The following is a 15,962-nucleotide window of genomic DNA, read 5'->3' on the forward strand; positions in this document are numbered from 1 at the left end:
GAGGGCCAGCCTAACCGGTTTGTCCCCGAGGACTTCCACAGTGGATAGGGTGGGGCGATGGTCGACGATACTGCCGATGACGGCACGACACACACCGCCGCCGGGGGCGGCGCCGGTGACGGCGCGCGGTATGCGGCGCAGGCCGAGGCCGACGACCTGGCCGACGATGTGACCGCAGCGGCCCTGCGTGAGGACACCGAGGACGTGACCGCGCAGAACTCCTGGCCGGACTCCGCGGCCCGGGCCCGGTTGCACTTCGTCTCCGGCAAGGGCGGCACCGGCAAGTCCACGGTCGCCGCGGCACTGGCGCTGACTCTGGCCGCCGACGGCAAACGCGTCCTGCTCGTCGAATGCGAGGGCCGGCAGGGCATCGCGCAACTCTTCGACAGCCCGCCGCTGCCACCGACCGACACGCGAATCGCCACGTCCGAGGGCGGCGGCGAGGTGTGGGCGCTGGCCATCGACATCGAGCACGCCCTGCTCGAATACCTCGACATGTTCTACAACCTGGGCTTCGCCGGCCGCGCGATGAAGCGCATCGGGGCGATCGACTTCGTCACCACCGTGGCCCCGGGTCTGCGCGACGTGCTCATCACCGGCAAGGTCAAGGAACGCATCATCGCAACCGACAAGAAGGGCACCCGGGTCTACGACGCGGTCGTCGTCGATTCGCCACCCACCGGCCGCATCGGCAGCTTCCTCGACGTCACCAAGGCCATGGCCGACCTGGCCAAGTCGGGACCGATCCGCAACCAGAGCGAGGGCGTGGCCCGGCTGCTGCACTCGGAGGAGACCGTGATCCATCTGGTCACCCTCCTCGAGGCGATGCCGATCACCGAGACCATCGAGGCGGTCGACGAACTGCGCGGCAAGGATCTGCACATCGGCAGCCTGATCATCAACCGCGTCAACCCGATTCATCTGCCCGCCGACTCGATCGACGACATCGCCGAGGGGCACATCGACGCCGCCACCGTGGCGAAGGGACTGACCGCGGTCGGCATCGACGCCTCCGAATCCGACTTCGCCGGACTGCTCACCGAGACCATCGAGCACGCCTCCCGGCTGCAGGCCCAGCAGGTCGCCAAGGCGCAGCTCGACGAGGTCGAGGTGCCCACCCTGGAACTGCCCACCCTCGGCGACGGCATCGACCTCGGCGGGCTCTACGAACTGGCCAATCTGCTGCAGAAAGCGGGCGCGTGATGCCACTGGACCTGAAGATGGGCGCCGTGCTGGCCGACCCGGAGACCCGCGTGGTGATCTGTTGTGGCGCAGGCGGAGTCGGCAAGACGACGACGGCCGCCGCGATGGCGCTGCACGCCGCCGAGGCCGGTCGGACCGTCGCGGTGCTGACCATCGACCCGGCCAAGCGGCTCGCCCAGTCACTGGGGATGAGCGAACTCACCAACGACCCGCAACCGGTCGCCGTCGACGGTGCCGGAACGCTGGACGCGATGATGCTCGACATGCGCCGCACCTTCGACGAGATGGTGCTCGAATACTCGACACCCGAACGCGCAGCGGCGATCATGGAGAACTCCTTCTACCAGACAGTGGCCGAATCCTTCTCCGGCACACAGGAATACATGGCCATGGAGAAGCTCGGCAAGCTGTTGGAGACCAATCGCTGGGATCTGATCGTCGTCGACACCCCGCCGTCGCGGAATGCACTGGACTTCCTCGACGCCCCGCAACGCCTCGGTTCGTTCCTGTCCGGACGGCTGATGAAGATGCTCGTCGGCGGTGGCCGCGGGGTGGGCCGGATGGTCACCGGCGCGATGAGCCTGGCGATGCGTGGCGTCTCCACCATCATCGGTGGCGACATGCTGCGTGATGTCGCCACCTTCGTGCAGTCACTGGACTCGATGTTCGGCGGTTTCCAGGACCGGGCGATGAAGACCTACGAACTGCTCAAGCAGCCCGGCACCCGATTCGCCGTGGTGGCCGCCGCGGAACCGGATGCCCTGCGCGAGGCCGCGTTCTTCGTCGATCGGCTCTCCGAGGAGTCGATGCCGCTGACCGGACTGATCCTCAACCGCACCCACCCCAACCTCACCGGCATCACCGAGGACGCCGCGCGGGCGGCGCTGGAGCGCAGCGACGGCGACCTCGACGAACTCACCCGCGGCGTGCTGCTGGTGCACGCCGAACGCGCCGGGACGGCCAAGCGTGAGGTCCACCTGCTGCAGCGGTTCACCGCCGCCCACCCCACGGTGCCGATCGTCGGGGTCCCGTCGCTGCCGTTCGAGGTCGCCGATCGGGTCGCGTTGCGCGCGGTCGCCGAGCAGATCACCGGGCGGGGCTGACGCATCACATCCATCGGGGGATGGGCGCGCCACTGTGCGGGTTCGGCGGTTCTCGGCGGGTTGCTCACCACATTCGGCGCGGCACTGTTCCAGGGACTCGCCAGCCCCGGCGGCCGCGGCTACGTGACCTACATCGCGGTGTGGCCGGAACCCGCCGATGGCTTCGGGTCGGAGACGCTGCGTTATCTGACCGTCGCGGTGATCGGCATCGTGATCGGCGCGCTCGCCGCAACGGTCTCGTATCTGACCGGCGCCCGGGCCGCCCCGGCCGGCTCCCGCGTCGGCCTGACCGTGACGGCCGGACTCGTCGGCATCACGCTCGGACTGGCGCCCGTTCTCGCGATGCTGACGGTCACCGACTACCCGGACGTCTCACCGCTGCTGATCTACGGGGTCTGTGGCGTCCTCGCGTACGTGCTCGCCGTGGCCGCGATCGGCCTGGCGCTGAGGGCCGTCGGAGATGAGCGGGTGCGGTCGACGATGTACGCCACCGCGGCCGTGTTACCGATCGGGGCGGTGGCGGCGACGGCCGGCGGGGTGCTCAGTGCATGGGCGCTCGGATTCTCGACCACGACGTCGACGTGGATCGTCGTGGTGATCCTGGTGATCGGTGTGCTGGGTGCCACGCTCGCAGTGGCGCGCGGGGTGGCCCTGAGGCGAGCGGGCCGGCCGGCGGGCCACGATTCTCACCCGGCCTGAACGCGAATCGTCCCGCACGGTTCCGACCGGGATCAGAAACGACACATCACCGGCGGGATGTACCCGGCCGGTGATGTGTGAAGTGACTTTACTTCAGCCCGCGACCCGCTGACGCCGACGCTGTGCCTCGAAGAACGCCGCCCACGAGGTGACCTCGGGATGCTGACGCAGCAGCGCCCGACGCTGACGTTCGGTCATGCCGCCCCAGACGCCGAATTCCACCCGATTGTCGAGCGCGTCGGCACCGCACTGCAGTTGCACCGGGCAGTGGCGGCAGATGGTGGCGGCCTTGCGCTGTGCGGCGCCACGAACGAACAGATCGTCGGGATTCTCCCCGCGGCAGCGCGCTTGCGACACCCACGTCAATCGCGCCTCTTCCGTTGAAACCGCCGCTGTCGCCATCGTCGCCCCTGTCTGTCGTTGTATGCCGGCCACCTGCGTCGCCGACTTCTCGACTGCAACCCGCCCATTCGAGATCGCCGCGTCGTATTTGATACATGCAACACTCTGTCGGACCTGCTGTTAAGTGAGTCACATTCTGCCCTCAATCTAGGGATCTGTGCTGACGACCGCAACCCCTGGGCCGGAAAAACTGGCACACACGTGCAGACTTGACGAATCGTCGCAGTTCAGAAGGCATGCCGTGGTCGACGACATCGCCCGCGGTCGAGGCTGCGCGGGTGTTGACGAAATCACACGTATCCTGTCGTGGTGCCGATCTCGAAGAAGCTGGGGCCACTCGCCGCGGCGTGTGTGCTCGCCGGTGTGTTGGTCGCCGGACTCCTCTACCCCGTGGCCACCGGAATCGGAGTCGTCTCCAATCGGGCGGCGTCGGCGGTGGAGAACGTCTCCTCCGAACTGCTCAACGGCACCCTGCCGGAGGTCACGACGATGACCGACGCGGCGGGCAATCCCATCGCGCTTCTCTTCGATCAGTACCGCTATCAGGTCGGCTACAACGACATCTCGCAGAACATGATCGGCGCGATCATCTCGATCGAGGACCGCCGCTTTCTCGAACACGACGGGGTCGACTGGAAGGGCACGATCCGCGCGGCCCTGAAGAACTCGTCATCGGGCGAGGTGCAGCAGGGCGCGTCAACGCTGGACCAGCAGTACATCAAGAACTATCAACTGCTCGTGCTCGCCCGCACCGAGGCCGACCGGCAGGCCGCCACCGAGACCACCCCGGCCCGCAAGCTGCGTGAGGTGCGGATGGCGCTGACGATGGAGCAGTCACTGATCGAGCAGGCCAAACGCAAGGGCCTCTCGGACGCCGCCGCCAAGCAGGAGGCGAAGAAACAGATCGTCACCCGCTACCTGAACGTCGTCCCGTTCGGCAACAACGCCTACGGCATCGAGGCCGCGTCGCAGGTGTATTTCAACTCGCACGCCAAGGACCTGACGGTCGAGCAGGCGGCGCTGCTGGCGGGCATGGTGCAGTCCAGTAGCGCACTGAACCCGTACACGAATCCCGAGGCGGCGTTGGCACGGCGGAACACCGTGCTCGACACGATGATCCAGAACTTTCCGGATCGCCGCGACGAACTCATCGCCGCCAAGGCCAAGCCGCTGGGCGTGGTACCCAACCCGAACATCCCGACCCAGGGGTGCATCGGCGCCGGGAACAACGGTTTCTTCTGTGACTACGCGCTGCAGTTCCTGGCCGAGAACGGCATCTCGCGGGACTCGGTGATGCGCGGCGGCTACATCATCAAGACCACGATGGATCCGCAGGTGCAGCGGTCGGTGCAACGCGCACTGCAGACCCAGGCCAACCCGCAAGCCGACGGCGTCGCCAGCGTGATGAGCGCGATCCGACCGGGCACGACGTCGCACCCGGTGCTGGGCATGTCCTCGAGCCGCAACTACGGCCTGAACCAGAACGCCGACGAGACCGTGCAACCGCAACCGTTCTCCCTCGTCGGCGACGGCGCCGGGTCGGTGTTCAAGGTGTTCACCACCGCGGCGGCCCTGGAGAAGGGCGTCATCGGCACCGGCTCCAACATCCCGGTGCCCGCCTTCCTCGCCGTGCAGGGCATGGGTAACAGTGGTGGTTCGTTCGGGTGTCCGGCCAACAGTTACTGCGTGAAGAACGACGGCCGGTATCCGGCGACGATGTCGGTGTCCCAGGCGCTGGCGCAGTCCCCGAACACCGCGTTCGTCGGGTTGCTGCAGCAGACCGGGGTGAAACCGACCGTCGACATGGCGGTGCGGCTGGGTCTTCGGTCCTACAACACCCCGGGCACGTCGGGCAGTGGCGACAAGTCGATCGCCCAGTACGTCAAGGACGGCAACTTCGGTTCGTTCACCCTCGGGCCGTTCCCGGTCAACGGCCTGGAACTGTCCAATGTCGCCGCGACGCTGGCATCCGGCGGTGTGTGGTGCCCGCCCAATCCGATCGGGTCGATCAACACGATCAAACGCGACGAGAACCTCAACGCGGTCCCGGGACCGGACGGCAACCCGGTGCTCAACGCCGTGCCGTTCAACCCGCCGGCCTGTGATCGCGTCGTCGAGGAGGGGCTGGCCAATTCGCTGGCCGTGGCGATGGGCCAGGACGATCGTGGGGGCGGCACGTCGGCCGCCGCGGCCGGGGCCACCGGATGGAATCTGCCCGTCTCCGCCAAAACCGGTACCACCGAGGCGCATCGCTCCGCGGCATTCCTCGGCTTCACCAACAACATCGCCGGCTCGGTGTACGTCTACAGCGACGGACCCAACCCGGAGGGCATCTGCACCAGCCCGCTGCGGTCCTGCTACGACGGAAATCTGTACGGCGGTTACGAACCGGCGCGCACCTGGTACTCGGCGATGCTGCCGGTGGCCAACAACTTCGGCCCGACGGCTCTGCCGCCGTCGGATCCGCGGTACGTGGCCGGCACCAGCCGTGGCCGCATCCCGAACGTCACCGGACTGACCGCCAGTGACGCGACCTCGCGCCTGCAGGCCGCCGGATTCAAGGTCACCCAGCTCGAGGTCGACTCCGCCCGCCCGCAGGGCACCGTGCTCTTCACCGCGCCGTCGGATTCCGCGCAGCCGGGTACCACCATCACGATGTACGTGAGCAATGGTCGCGCCGAGGGCGGCAGCGGTGAGCCGACGCAGACCACCGTGCAGGTGCCCGGCGTCGGACCGGTGATCATCGACCTGCCCGGCTGAGGCGCGTGTCGGCGTGTCCGGTGAACACGCCGACCGGCGTGTCGGGCTTCGGGTGTGCGCGTATCGTGGGGTGATGCCCATCCTCGATGCGAACCTGGTTCGGCAGCTCGAACGCCACCTCCCGACGTCGATGACGGCCCGCTCGGTGGCAGCCGGCACCGGACTCGCGGCCGCCGGACTCTTCTACTCGACGGTGATCGAACGCAATGCGTTCACGCTGCGGCACACCACCATGTCGGTGCTCGAGCCGGGCGCCACGCCGCTGCGGGTGCTGCACATCAGCGATTTGCACATGATGCCCGATCAGCGGCTCAAGCAGGCGTGGGTGTCCGAACTCGATGCGCTCGAACCGGACCTGGTGATCAACACCGGTGACAATCTTGCTCACCCGCAAGCGGTTCCGGCGGTCATCCAGTCCCTCGGCGGGCTGCTGTCGCGGCCCGGCCTGTTCGTCTTCGGGTCCAACGACTACTTCGGCCCGAAGCCGAAGAACCCATTCAAGTACTTCCGGACCGAACACAAGCGGACCCACGGGGCGCCCCTGCCGTGGCAGGACCTGCGGGCCGCGTTCGTCGAGCGCGGCTGGCTCGACGCCACCCACACCGTGCGCGAACTCGAGGTCGCCGGCGTCCGGGTGGTCGCGGCGGGCGTCGACGATCCGCACATCGAACGAGATCGCTATGACACGATCGCCGGTCGCCCCAATCCGCTCGCGCAGCTGCGGCTCGGGCTGACCCATTCGCCCGAGCCACGGGTGCTCGACCGCTTCGCCGCCGACGGCTACGACCTCGTGCTGGCCGGGCACACCCACGGTGGTCAGCTCTGCCTGCCCTTCGTCGGCGCCCTGGTCACCAACTGCCACCTGGATCGTTCCCGGGTGAAGGGCCCGTCCAATTGGGGCTCGACGATGAAGCTGCACGTCAGCGCCGGCCTGGGCACCTCGCCGTATGCCCCGGCCCGGTTCTGCTGCCGTCCCGAGGCCAGCCTGCTCACCTTGACACCCGTCTCTCATGGGGACGCGACGTTCGACGAAGATCATTCCCTGCCCCAGTTGGCCACCGACGCGCACTGAGACGCCACGCGAACCGATCCGCCGACCCCCGACGACCCCGACCCCGACCCCGATCCCGACGACACTGGGTGTGACCATGATGAGCGGCGACGGCGCACTCGCCGAACAGATCTCGGTTCTCGCATTCGACACGTTCGGCACCGTCGCCGATTGGTTCACCGGTATCCGCACCGCGGTGGCCGAAGAGATCCCCGATGTCGACGCCACCGAGTTCACCCGAGAATGGCGACGTCGGTACGCTCCCATCCTGGCCCGCGTCGAGTCGGGTGAACTGGGCTGGCGGGGCCTCGACGACCTGCAGGCCGACACTCTCGGCGAGGTGGCCCGAGAGTTCGCCGTGGCCCTCGACCCGGCCGCCTCGACACGACTGGTGCACGCCTGGTGGACCATTCCCGGCTGGCCCGATTCCGCACCCGGCCTCGCTCGTCTACGCACCCGATTCACCGTGTGCGCGTTGAGCAATGGCAGTGTGGCGCTGCTGACCGCGATGGCCAAGCACAACGGGTTCGGCTGGGATGTCGTCGGCGGCTCCGATCTCTGGCGGCACTACAAACCCCACCCGGCGACCTACCTCGGAATTGCCGGTCTCCTGGAGGTGCGGCCCGATCAGGTGATGATGGTCGCGACCCATCAATCCGACCTCGATCACGCCCGTTCATGTGGCCTTCGCACCGCATTCATCGAACGTCCCCTCGAATGGGGCGATGCATCGTTGAAAGACGATTCCGGCTCGGTGCACAACGACATCCATGCACACGATATCCGTGATCTGGCAACCCAACTTGGCTGTTGATCGAATGAGTCAGTTCATCCTTTTCGGGCGATGCCCATCCCGGTGACCCGCCACGAGAATTCTCTTCGGAAACACGTTTACCGAAAGGGCATTGTCATGTCGGCACCCAGACCTGTTCAGGACCAGCATCCGGTTCGCCAGGGATTCGCGGGCGGAGCCACCATCGGCGCCGCAACTCTGCTGCTCGTCGCCGGTGTCCTCGGCTTTCTGTCGGGACTCTCGGCCATCGTCAACGACAAGCTGTACGTCGCCGGACCCGAGTACATCTACCAGTTCGATCTCACCACATGGGGCTGGGTTCACCTCATCGTCGGCATCATCGCGATCGCGATCGCCTTCGGGATGTTCGTCGGTGCCACCTGGGCCCGCGTGAGCGCCGTGATCATCGCCGCGATCTCGATCGTCGCCAACTTCCTGTGGCTGCCCTACAACCCGTGGTGGTCGGTGCTGGTCATCGCCCTCGACCTGTTCGTCATCTGGGCCGTGTGCACCTGGAAGACCGACTGAGAACAGGGCACCGTCGCTTCCGGTGATACGACGACGACCCGGCCGAGTTCACACTCGGCCGGGTCGTGTCATGCGGGCGTCCGCTCTGACGGTGGTTATCTGCGAATCCAGGTGACTCCCTGTCTCGCAACACTATTCAGTCCTCGGCTAAAACCCCTTGTGCGCCCTGCTGTTTCCGCAACAGACCAGGTACTCCGACTTCTTGACGGGACGGGATACCTGATTGCGAATGTCACTCAAGGCTGCTCGGCAGGGACCGGGGAGGTCGTGATCTCGGTGCCATCACCAGGAGTGAACCCGGCAGCATAGGCCGCCGCGGTTCCCCGCCACGCGTCGTACTCATCGAGCAATCGCTGATAGATCCCGAGTTCAACGGCGCTCCACAGCAAGCTGTCGATCTCCGCAGCACATTCCCGCTGCTCGTCATCGTCCAACTGTCCGAACCACGCGTCGGCAGCGCGAAGAGCATCGATCACATGCCCGTGCGCATGGGTGGCACGCATGAGCCGCGACGCCAAAGCAATCCCCGCCTCACGGCTTTCGAGGTCACCAGCCCGCATCAGCACAAGGTCCGCAGCATCACGACGCGTGATACGGACAGCACCGTGCTCTGCCTCTGCGGTCACCTCATTGGGGTGGCGCAGCAGGTCGGTGAGGGTGTGAGTGGTGCCCATGGTGTCGATCATAGTGCACATCAGATAAACCTCTGATGTTCCTTCCACAAGCCGCGCAGCCCCCAAGATGGTGCCGTCCGAGCCCCTATTCGCGAGGAGTCCACCGCGTTTCGGATCTGTCGGCTCAACACTGCGACCAGCGGGCCGGCCGTTCCGGCCATACGGACAAGTAAGGCGCTGACCCGGAAAATCCAGGTCAGCGCCCTGCTGTCGTCTCAACCAACGAGTCGGGGTGGCGGGATTCGAACCCACGACCTCTTCGTCCCGAACGAAGCGCGCTACCAAGCTGCGCCACACCCCGTGTGCAACCTGCGATAGCTTACCCCCGGACTCTGCCAGGAGTTAAATCGGCTGGTCAACGCGCCAAACCACGACTCAATATGAGTCCAATCCCGCCCAACGGGTTCCCTGCGGACTCAGGTTCGCGTAAGGATGGCATCACGCATGTCACTCTAGGAAAGGACCCGCGCGTCATGAGCAGTTCCGCCGAGGATCGCCAGATCAACTCGTCCACGAAGACCGGCTTCGCACTCGGGATCTCGATCGTCGCCGCAGCGTTGCTGTTCGTGGCCGGCATCGTCGCGATCTTCGAGGGGATCGCCGCCCTCAGCAACGACGAGATCCTGGTGGTGGGCGCCGAGTACACCTTTGAGCTCGACCTGACGTCGTGGGGCTGGATCCACATCATCGTGGGCGTCATCGCCGTCGTCATCGCCGGCGGTCTGGCCGTGGGCACGGCGTGGGGCCGGGTGGCGGCCATCATCATCGCGTCGTTGTCGATCATCGCCCAGTTCCTGTGGCTGCCCTACTATCCCGCCTGGGCCATCCTCATCATCGTTCTCGACATCATCGTGATCTGGGCGGTGGCCACCTGGAGTCCGGCCAACGCCTGACCGGCGCTCGGGTGTCGATGGGCTGGGCTGCCTCGTGGTGGCCCAGCCCATCGTCGTCTCCGGCGGGCACGGCTCACCCATCCGGATCACCCGTTGGTGGCGAATGGCTGGCGTTCACCGAACGAAAGGGAGTCCCACCATGCCGCTCGTGCGCCACATCATCCGTCTGTTGCTCGTGCCCCTGGCCGTCATCGGCGCGGCGGTGGCGATGATCGTCGCCCCCGCCACCGCCGACGCCGCGCCACTGAAGCCCGTTCCGAAGCTCGACGTGCAGCGCTATCTGGGCACGTGGTGGCAGCAGGCCACGATCCCGTCGTTCTTCGGTATCCGCTGCGCCAAGGACACCAACGCCACCTACGGCATCATCGATGCGACCACGATCAGCGTCGACAACAAGTGCACGTCGTTCACCGGGCAGCCCGATGGCATCAAGGGCAAGGCGACCGTGGTCGATCCGGTGAGCAACGCCCAGCTCATCGTCACCTTCCCGGGTGTCCCCAACACCATCGATCCCGGCAAGACCCCCAACTACATCGTCTCGTGGGTGGCCGACGGCGCGACACCGGATGCCCCCTACGAGTATGCGGTCGTCGGCGATCCGTCACGCCTGTCGGGATTCGTGTTGTCCCGCAAGAAGGTCCTGACCACCGCGGAACTGCGGATGCTCAAGGATGCGACAGAGAAGGTCGGCTTCAATTCGTGTACCTTCCTCATCTCGCCGACCACCGGTGGGCGCAGCGACTATTCGCCACTCTGCACGGTCTGAGCACGGTCTGACGACCGGCGATCGGTTCGGTGCGGTTGCGCCGGTGCCGACCTGATCGGTCGTAGCCTGATCAGGTGAGCACCCGCCGTCCGCCCGAAGCGCTGTTGACCGACGCCTACCGCATCGCCGACGAGATCCTCTATCCCGCCGCCGGTGAGGTGGACCGCACCGGGATCATCCCCGAATCCCATTGGTCTCACCTCGCCGGCGCCGGACTGTTCGGGATCGCCGACGCCGACGCACGTCTCGATCTCACCGCAGTCCTGGAGATCCAGGAGGTCCTCACCAGCGGTTGCCTTTCCACCGCCTTCACCTGGCTGCAGCACCACGGCGTTGTCATCGCCCTGTCCTCGACATCGAATGCGGCCCTGCGTTCGGAGTTGTTGGCCGATACGGTGAGTGGACGGCTACGCGCCGGAGTCGCCTATGCCGGCGTGGTACCCACCCCGCCGCGGATGACGGCCAACCGCACCACCGACGGCTGGATCATCGACGGCTACGCCCCGTTCGTCAGTGGCTGGGGCATCATCGACCTCCTGCAGATCTCCGCGCGCGACGTCGAGACCGACGACGTGATCGCCGCAATCCTGCCCGCGCGTCGCACGATCCCCGAGATCGCCGCGAGTCCCATGCACCTGTCGGCCGGAAACGCCACCAGCACAGTGTTTCTGCGCGTCGAGGGCCTACGGGTGAGCGACGCACAGATCGTCAGTCGCGTCAGCCTCGACGACTTCTTCGCGAGCCAGAACATCGGCCTGCGCATCAACGGCACGCTCCCCTTCGGCCTCGTTCGGCGCGCCACGGCACTGTTGGAGCGACTCGACGACGTGCACGCCGCCCGAGCACTACGCGAACGAGCCGGTGTGATCCGCACCCGCCTCGACGAATCCCTTTCCGACACAACGGCACTCCTCGACGCTCGTGCCGACGCCGCCCGACTCGCCGTCGAGGCCACCTCCGCGCTCGTCGCCGCCGACGGCGGCCGCGCCCTGGTGACCGGTTCCACCCCGGAACGCCTGGCCCGCGAGGCGATGTTCACCCTGGTTGCCGCGAGCCGGCCCCAAGTGAAAGACCTTCTCGTCCAACGGTTCAGCGGAGCCGATGACCCGAGTTAGGACGCAGTCCCGTTGACAGTGCTCCCTATTCCATTGACAGCGCCCAGACGTCGGCCCGTTCCGCGTTACTGACCCGTCGATTCGGTTCGGGCACCGAAGTCCCGCAGGAACAACGCCTCGGCCACGGCGAGATTCTCGATCTCGGACGGGTCGACGCTCTCGTTGGGTGCGTGGATCAGGCAGCTCGGCTCCTCGACGCCGAAGAGCATGATCTCGGCGTCGGGGAAGGTCTCCTGCAGCACCGTGCACAGCGGGATCGACCCGCCCTGGCCCTGCTGCACCACCTCGTGGTCGTAGGCGCTGCGCAGCGCGGCCGATATCGCCTCGAAGGCGGGCCCTTCGGTGGAACCGGAGAACGGCTTTCCGATGGCCTCGCGTTCGAACTCCACCCGGGCGTTCCACGGCGTCACCGCTCGTAGGTGTTCGATCAGCGCATCCTGCGCCGCGGCCGGGTCCATGCCCGGGGGTACCCGGAGATTGATCCGCGCCCGAGCCTTCGGCGTCACCGATGCCGACGATCCGACCACCGGCGAGCAGTCGATGCCGAGGACGGTGGCTGCCGGTCGCGCCCAGACCATTTCGGCGATGCTGCCCGAACCGACGACGTCCACCCCGTCGAGAACCGTTGCGTCCTTGCGGAACTGCTCCTCGGAGTAGTCGATACCGGACCACTCCTGACTCGCATCGACGCCGCGCACCGTGGTGTTGCCGTCGGCGTCGCGCAGGGTGGCGAGCATCGCGATCAGGGCCGCCAGGGCGTCCGGAGCGGCACCGCCGAACATGCCGGAATGCATGGCCGACGACAGGGTTTCGACGCTGACGACGACATTGGCGATCCCGCGCAGACTGGTGGTCAGGGTGGGGCGACCGACGCCGATGTTGCCGGAGTCGAGAATGAGGATGGCGTCGGCGCTCAGCAGTTCCGGATGTTTGGGCACGAAGTCCTCGATGCCGCCGGAACCCTGTTCTTCCGAGCCCTCCCCGATGATCTTGACGGTGACGCCCAGATCTTTGCCCAGGGCCCGCAACGCCGTGAGGTGGACGGCGATGTTGCCCTTGCAGTCGGCGGCACCACGCCCGTACCAGCGTCCGTCGCGTTCGGTGAGAGTCCACGCCGGCGTCGTCCAGGCCTGTGAGTCGAGAGGCGGCTGCACGTCGTGGTGGAAGTACAGCAGCACCGTCGGCGCTCCCGGCGGGCCGGGAATGTGTCCGGTCACCGCACGAGACCCGTCGGATGTGACATGTGCGGCCACGTCGGACACCCCGGCCTCGGTGAACGCCTCGATCAGCCAGTCGACCATGCGGGCGCATTCCGGCGGTTCCGGCTGGGACGGATCGAAGACCGACTCGAAGGCCACCATCTCGGTCAGATCCTCACGAGCCCGGGGCATCAGCGCGCTCACCCGTTCGCGAATCTCGTCCACACTCACGTCAGTTCTCCTCCGATGCAGTAGGTGAGCCGGTCGGCTGCGGTAACCGAAGCCTCACACCATTGTCGCAGCAACCATGCGAACCGACCTTGCATGCCCGAATCCCGGATGCACGCAATGCATTCCGTGTGTGTGGGAGCAGCGCACGCAACTTCCGACGAAAGAGGTCAGCGTCCGTCGTCGGTGGTCGTGTCGGCGGGGGTCGGGTCGGCGGGGGTCGGGTCGGCGGTCACCGAATCCTCGCCGGTCGACGCGTCACCGCCGGCGACGGCCGCATAACTCTCGGTGAACGACACCCGTGGCGTCGTCGCGGCGTGGAATGCGGCGAGTCCGGCAAAGAACAGTGCGGCCAGCCCGAAGACACCGGCGAGTACGAGTGACGCCGCGTGCAGGACCGTGAGGTACAACCCATCGCCACGAGTCGCAAGCCCCCCGGCCGCCGCCAGCACCGCCCCGAGCAGCGCCCACACGGCGCTGCGCACCCGCGGCGACACCGTCGAGACGAAGAAGAGTCGCTGGTAGAGGGCGGTCTCGTATTCGTCCACCGCGGCCAGGCGCACCGGGTCGTCGGCCCCGAGTTCGCGCAGTTCGCGCGCCAGCGACGCCCCGCGCCGCAGCTGCTCCGGCTCCCGCTCGCGAGAGCGGACGAAGGCGACGGCCGCAACGACCGCGGCCACGAGGAAAATCCCGACCATGACACCCCAGTACTCCACACCGCGAGGCTACCGTCGCCTCCGACGGGCGGGTGCGCCAGGTCACAGCGCGCCGGGCGGCGGCCCCTCTCGGTCAGGAGAGGTCCAGGTATCCGCCGTGGGCACCGCAGTGCAGGCACCGGAACAACGCGACCGCGGCGTCGCCGTCGGCACGCAGGATCGGCAGCAGCTGTCCCCACTGGTCCACCGCCACCTCGGCGGTGGTGCGTATCTGCTCGATGGCCTCATCGCCGAGGGCGGTCATCTCGTCGGTTCCGGCCATGCCGACGAATGCGGCGCCGTCGTCGCAGTGCGTCCACCATCGTCTGTCCTGCCAAGTCGGGAACCCAGGTGTGCGGTGGGCGATCACGTCGATCACGTCGCGGGGGACATCCCACCGTGGGAGGCCCCATCCGATGTCGGCGGTGAACTCACCGTCGAACCTCGCCGCCGCCGACCCGTCGGCGATGCACCACGGGCACAGGTCGTCAATCTCCTGCTCGGAGTAGAAACTGCCGTGGTAGATCCAGCCGCGAGAGCGTTCGCAACACTGACAGACGTCGTCGGCGGGTGCGACGGCACCGGCGGCCACCGGATCGGGAAAGTACCGAAATGTGGGCAGTTCGGAAGCGGGCATCGCGCCAGGATAGCCACCGGAGACGACAAGCCCCAACGCCAACGAGCCCCGCCGAAGGGGCGGGGCTCGTCACGGGGTGGGAAAGCGAGGACCAGGCTGTCGCCCTCGCGTCCCCCGGTGATGCGGTGCTCAGGGGCGTAACGCTCAGGCCACCTGGGCCTGCCACATCCAGTGCAGCTGCTCGAGCTTCGAGGCGAATCCGATGAGCAGATCCTGGGTGACCGGATCGGTCGACTCGGTGACGTCGATCCGCGCCCGCAGACCGGCGATGACGGCCTTGAGGTTGTCGACCACGGCGGCGACGACGTCGGCGTCCTTGGTCCAGCCCTCACCGAATCCGGTGGTGCGGGCGGTCTTGGCGACCGTCTCGGCCCGCCCGTCGGGGCTGACACCGATGGCGGTGGCGCGCTCGGCCGCGGCGTCGGTGAACTCGCGGGCGACGGCCACCAGCTCATCGAGTTCGAGGTGGACCGAACGGAACTGTGCACCAACCACGTTCCAGTGGGCCTGCTTGGCGATCAGTGACAGGTCGATCAGATCGACGACGGTCTCCTGCAGCGCGGTTCCGGTGACCGACTTCTGCTCCTCGGAGAGCGTGCTGGTGATCGGGGTGTTCAGAGTGGAGGTCATTGTGTGACGTCCTTTCTTCTTTCTTGGCGGCACCGGGCGCTTGTGGCGGGTGCCGCGTGGATATGTCTCGTGTCGAGCAAACGGTGACGCGGGGTCAGACCCGGACGGTCAGCGTGTGCTCGATGTTTCCCTTGGTGGCCTTCGAGTAGGGGCAGAAGGCGTGTGCCGCCTCGGTGAGTTCCTTGGCCTTGGCCTCGTCGAGGCCGGGGAGGTAGGTCTCGATGGACACCTCGAGACCGAAACCGTCGTCGGCCGGGTCCTTGCCGATGCCGACCGTCACGGTGACCGTGGAGTCGTCGGGTGCGGGCGTGCCCGCCTGCTTGGAGGTCAGACGGAGGGCACCGAGGAAACAGGCCGCATAACCCGCGGAGAACAATTCCTCCGGGTTGCTTCCCTCGCCGCTGCCACCGAGTTCCTTGGGCGGCTGCAGGTCGAGGTCGATGCGTCCGCTCTCGGACACGACCTCGCCGTCCCGGCCGCCGCCGCTGGCCTTGGACGAGATGGTGTATGCGGTCTCGATTGCCATAGTGCTCTCCTCACTGATACCACCGGGGTCGACGGTGGAAGATGATCGAACGTCTTTGCT

General features: G+C 66.9%; 17 protein-coding genes and 1 tRNA gene. 10 read left to right on the plus strand and 8 right to left on the minus strand.

The window, feature by feature from the left end; all coding sequences use genetic code 11:
• The first annotated feature begins 57 nt into the window (after positions 1-57).
• From ACWDPV_RS07160 to ACWDPV_RS07170, 3 genes are read left to right on the plus strand one after another with little or no spacing between them, the layout of a single operon-like run.
• Positions 58-1,203, plus strand: a complete 1,146-nt coding sequence (locus ACWDPV_RS07160) for an ArsA-related P-loop ATPase (RefSeq protein ID WP_449742338.1) — start codon at positions 58-60, stop codon at positions 1,201-1,203.
• Complete coding sequence (locus tag ACWDPV_RS07165) at positions 1,203-2,306, plus strand: ArsA family ATPase (RefSeq protein WP_348808391.1); 1,104 nt, start codon at positions 1,203-1,205, stop codon at positions 2,304-2,306. The genes ACWDPV_RS07160 and ACWDPV_RS07165 overlap by 1 nt, the downstream gene beginning before the upstream one ends.
• Positions 2,307-2,366: 60 nt before the next feature.
• Complete coding sequence (locus tag ACWDPV_RS07170) at positions 2,367-3,005, plus strand: hypothetical protein (RefSeq protein WP_449742339.1); 639 nt, start codon at positions 2,367-2,369, stop codon at positions 3,003-3,005.
• A gap of 93 nt (positions 3,006-3,098) precedes the next feature.
• Here the strand turns inward: ACWDPV_RS07170 and ACWDPV_RS07175 are convergent, their stop codons facing one another.
• Positions 3,099-3,407, minus strand: coding sequence for a WhiB family transcriptional regulator (locus tag ACWDPV_RS07175; RefSeq protein WP_449742340.1), 309 nt, complete (start codon positions 3,405-3,407; stop codon positions 3,099-3,101).
• Positions 3,408-3,716: 309 nt separating this feature from the next.
• Here ACWDPV_RS07175 and ACWDPV_RS07180 point away from each other — a divergent pair, with 309 nt between their 5' ends.
• The 4 genes from ACWDPV_RS07180 to ACWDPV_RS07195 all read left to right on the plus strand — a co-directional run bounded on the left by ACWDPV_RS07180 (position 3,717) and on the right by ACWDPV_RS07195 (position 8,539).
• Complete coding sequence (locus ACWDPV_RS07180) at positions 3,717-6,167, plus strand: penicillin-binding protein (RefSeq protein WP_449742341.1); 2,451 nt, start codon at positions 3,717-3,719, stop codon at positions 6,165-6,167.
• Positions 6,168-6,297: 130 nt separating this feature from the next.
• Positions 6,298-7,239: a metallophosphoesterase gene (locus ACWDPV_RS07185; protein ID WP_449742452.1), complete on the plus strand. Its 942-nt coding sequence runs from the start codon at positions 6,298-6,300 to the stop codon at positions 7,237-7,239.
• Between the two features lie 79 nt (positions 7,240-7,318).
• Positions 7,319-8,032: a haloacid dehalogenase type II gene (locus ACWDPV_RS07190; protein ID WP_449742453.1), complete on the plus strand. Its 714-nt coding sequence runs from the start codon at positions 7,319-7,321 to the stop codon at positions 8,030-8,032.
• Between the two features lie 96 nt (positions 8,033-8,128).
• A complete protein-coding gene (locus tag ACWDPV_RS07195; protein ID WP_449742342.1) occupies positions 8,129-8,539 on the plus strand; it encodes a DUF7144 family membrane protein in 411 nt (136 codons plus the stop codon).
• A gap of 236 nt (positions 8,540-8,775) precedes the next feature.
• Here ACWDPV_RS07195 and ACWDPV_RS07200 read toward each other — a convergent pair whose 3' ends face one another.
• Both ACWDPV_RS07200 and ACWDPV_RS07205 read right to left on the minus strand, forming a co-directional pair.
• Complete coding sequence (locus tag ACWDPV_RS07200; protein ID WP_449742343.1) at positions 8,776-9,225, minus strand: hypothetical protein; 450 nt, start codon at positions 9,223-9,225, stop codon at positions 8,776-8,778.
• A gap of 215 nt (positions 9,226-9,440) precedes the next feature.
• A tRNA-Pro gene (locus tag ACWDPV_RS07205) sits at positions 9,441-9,514 on the minus strand.
• A 172-nt stretch (positions 9,515-9,686) separates the two neighbouring features.
• Between ACWDPV_RS07205 and ACWDPV_RS07210 the strand changes: the two genes are divergently transcribed.
• From ACWDPV_RS07210 to ACWDPV_RS07220, 3 genes are all read left to right on the plus strand, one after another.
• Positions 9,687-10,106, plus strand: coding sequence for a DUF7144 family membrane protein (locus ACWDPV_RS07210; RefSeq protein ID WP_449742344.1), 420 nt, complete (start codon positions 9,687-9,689; stop codon positions 10,104-10,106).
• Between the two features lie 139 nt (positions 10,107-10,245).
• Positions 10,246-10,872 carry a lipocalin family protein gene (locus tag ACWDPV_RS07215; protein WP_449742345.1) on the plus strand — a complete coding sequence of 209 codons (627 nt, stop codon included), beginning with the start codon at positions 10,246-10,248 and terminating at the stop codon, positions 10,870-10,872.
• Positions 10,873-10,946: 74 nt separating this feature from the next.
• Positions 10,947-11,987 (plus strand): acyl-CoA dehydrogenase family protein, encoded by a 1,041-nt coding sequence (locus ACWDPV_RS07220; RefSeq protein ID WP_449742346.1) that lies wholly within the window; start codon positions 10,947-10,949, stop codon positions 11,985-11,987.
• Between the two features lie 65 nt (positions 11,988-12,052).
• Here ACWDPV_RS07220 and ACWDPV_RS07225 read toward each other — a convergent pair whose 3' ends face one another.
• The 5 genes from ACWDPV_RS07225 to ACWDPV_RS07245 all read right to left on the minus strand — a co-directional run bounded on the left by ACWDPV_RS07225 (position 12,053) and on the right by ACWDPV_RS07245 (position 15,902).
• Positions 12,053-13,417 (minus strand): M20/M25/M40 family metallo-hydrolase, encoded by a 1,365-nt coding sequence (locus ACWDPV_RS07225; protein ID WP_449742347.1) that lies wholly within the window; start codon positions 13,415-13,417, stop codon positions 12,053-12,055.
• A gap of 167 nt (positions 13,418-13,584) precedes the next feature.
• Positions 13,585-14,130, minus strand: coding sequence for a histidine kinase (locus ACWDPV_RS07230; RefSeq protein WP_449742348.1), 546 nt, complete (start codon positions 14,128-14,130; stop codon positions 13,585-13,587).
• A 73-nt stretch (positions 14,131-14,203) separates the two neighbouring features.
• Complete coding sequence (locus ACWDPV_RS07235) at positions 14,204-14,746, minus strand: CbrC family protein (RefSeq protein ID WP_449742349.1); 543 nt, start codon at positions 14,744-14,746, stop codon at positions 14,204-14,206.
• Positions 14,747-14,890: 144 nt separating this feature from the next.
• Complete coding sequence (locus ACWDPV_RS07240) at positions 14,891-15,376, minus strand: Dps family protein (RefSeq protein WP_449742350.1); 486 nt, start codon at positions 15,374-15,376, stop codon at positions 14,891-14,893.
• A 94-nt stretch (positions 15,377-15,470) separates the two neighbouring features.
• A complete protein-coding gene (locus ACWDPV_RS07245; protein ID WP_348806107.1) occupies positions 15,471-15,902 on the minus strand; it encodes an organic hydroperoxide resistance protein in 432 nt (143 codons plus the stop codon).
• Positions 15,903-15,962 lie beyond the last annotated feature (60 nt).

This window comes from Gordonia sp. NPDC003504 (assembly GCF_053587995.1).

Coding starts and splice junctions, on each gene's coding strand:
- ACWDPV_RS07160 (WP_449742338.1), top strand. CDS start 58: ATGGTCGACGATACTGCCGATGACGGCACGACACACACCGCCGCCGGG.
- ACWDPV_RS07165 (WP_348808391.1), top strand. CDS start 1,203: ATGCCACTGGACCTGAAGATGGGCGCCGTGCTGGCCGACCCGGAGACC.
- ACWDPV_RS07175 (WP_449742340.1), bottom strand. CDS start 3,407: ATGGCGACAGCGGCGGTTTCAACGGAAGAGGCGCGATTGACGTGGGTG.
- ACWDPV_RS07185 (WP_449742452.1), top strand. CDS start 6,298: ATGACGGCCCGCTCGGTGGCAGCCGGCACCGGACTCGCGGCCGCCGGA.
- ACWDPV_RS07190 (WP_449742453.1), top strand. CDS start 7,319: ATGAGCGGCGACGGCGCACTCGCCGAACAGATCTCGGTTCTCGCATTC.
- ACWDPV_RS07195 (WP_449742342.1), top strand. CDS start 8,129: ATGTCGGCACCCAGACCTGTTCAGGACCAGCATCCGGTTCGCCAGGGA.
- ACWDPV_RS07200 (WP_449742343.1), bottom strand. CDS start 9,225: ATGATCGACACCATGGGCACCACTCACACCCTCACCGACCTGCTGCGC.
- ACWDPV_RS07210 (WP_449742344.1), top strand. CDS start 9,687: ATGAGCAGTTCCGCCGAGGATCGCCAGATCAACTCGTCCACGAAGACC.
- ACWDPV_RS07215 (WP_449742345.1), top strand. CDS start 10,246: ATGCCGCTCGTGCGCCACATCATCCGTCTGTTGCTCGTGCCCCTGGCC.
- ACWDPV_RS07235 (WP_449742349.1), bottom strand. CDS start 14,746: ATGCCCGCTTCCGAACTGCCCACATTTCGGTACTTTCCCGATCCGGTG.
- ACWDPV_RS07240 (WP_449742350.1), bottom strand. CDS start 15,376: ATGACCTCCACTCTGAACACCCCGATCACCAGCACGCTCTCCGAGGAG.
- ACWDPV_RS07245 (WP_348806107.1), bottom strand. CDS start 15,902: ATGGCAATCGAGACCGCATACACCATCTCGTCCAAGGCCAGCGGCGGC.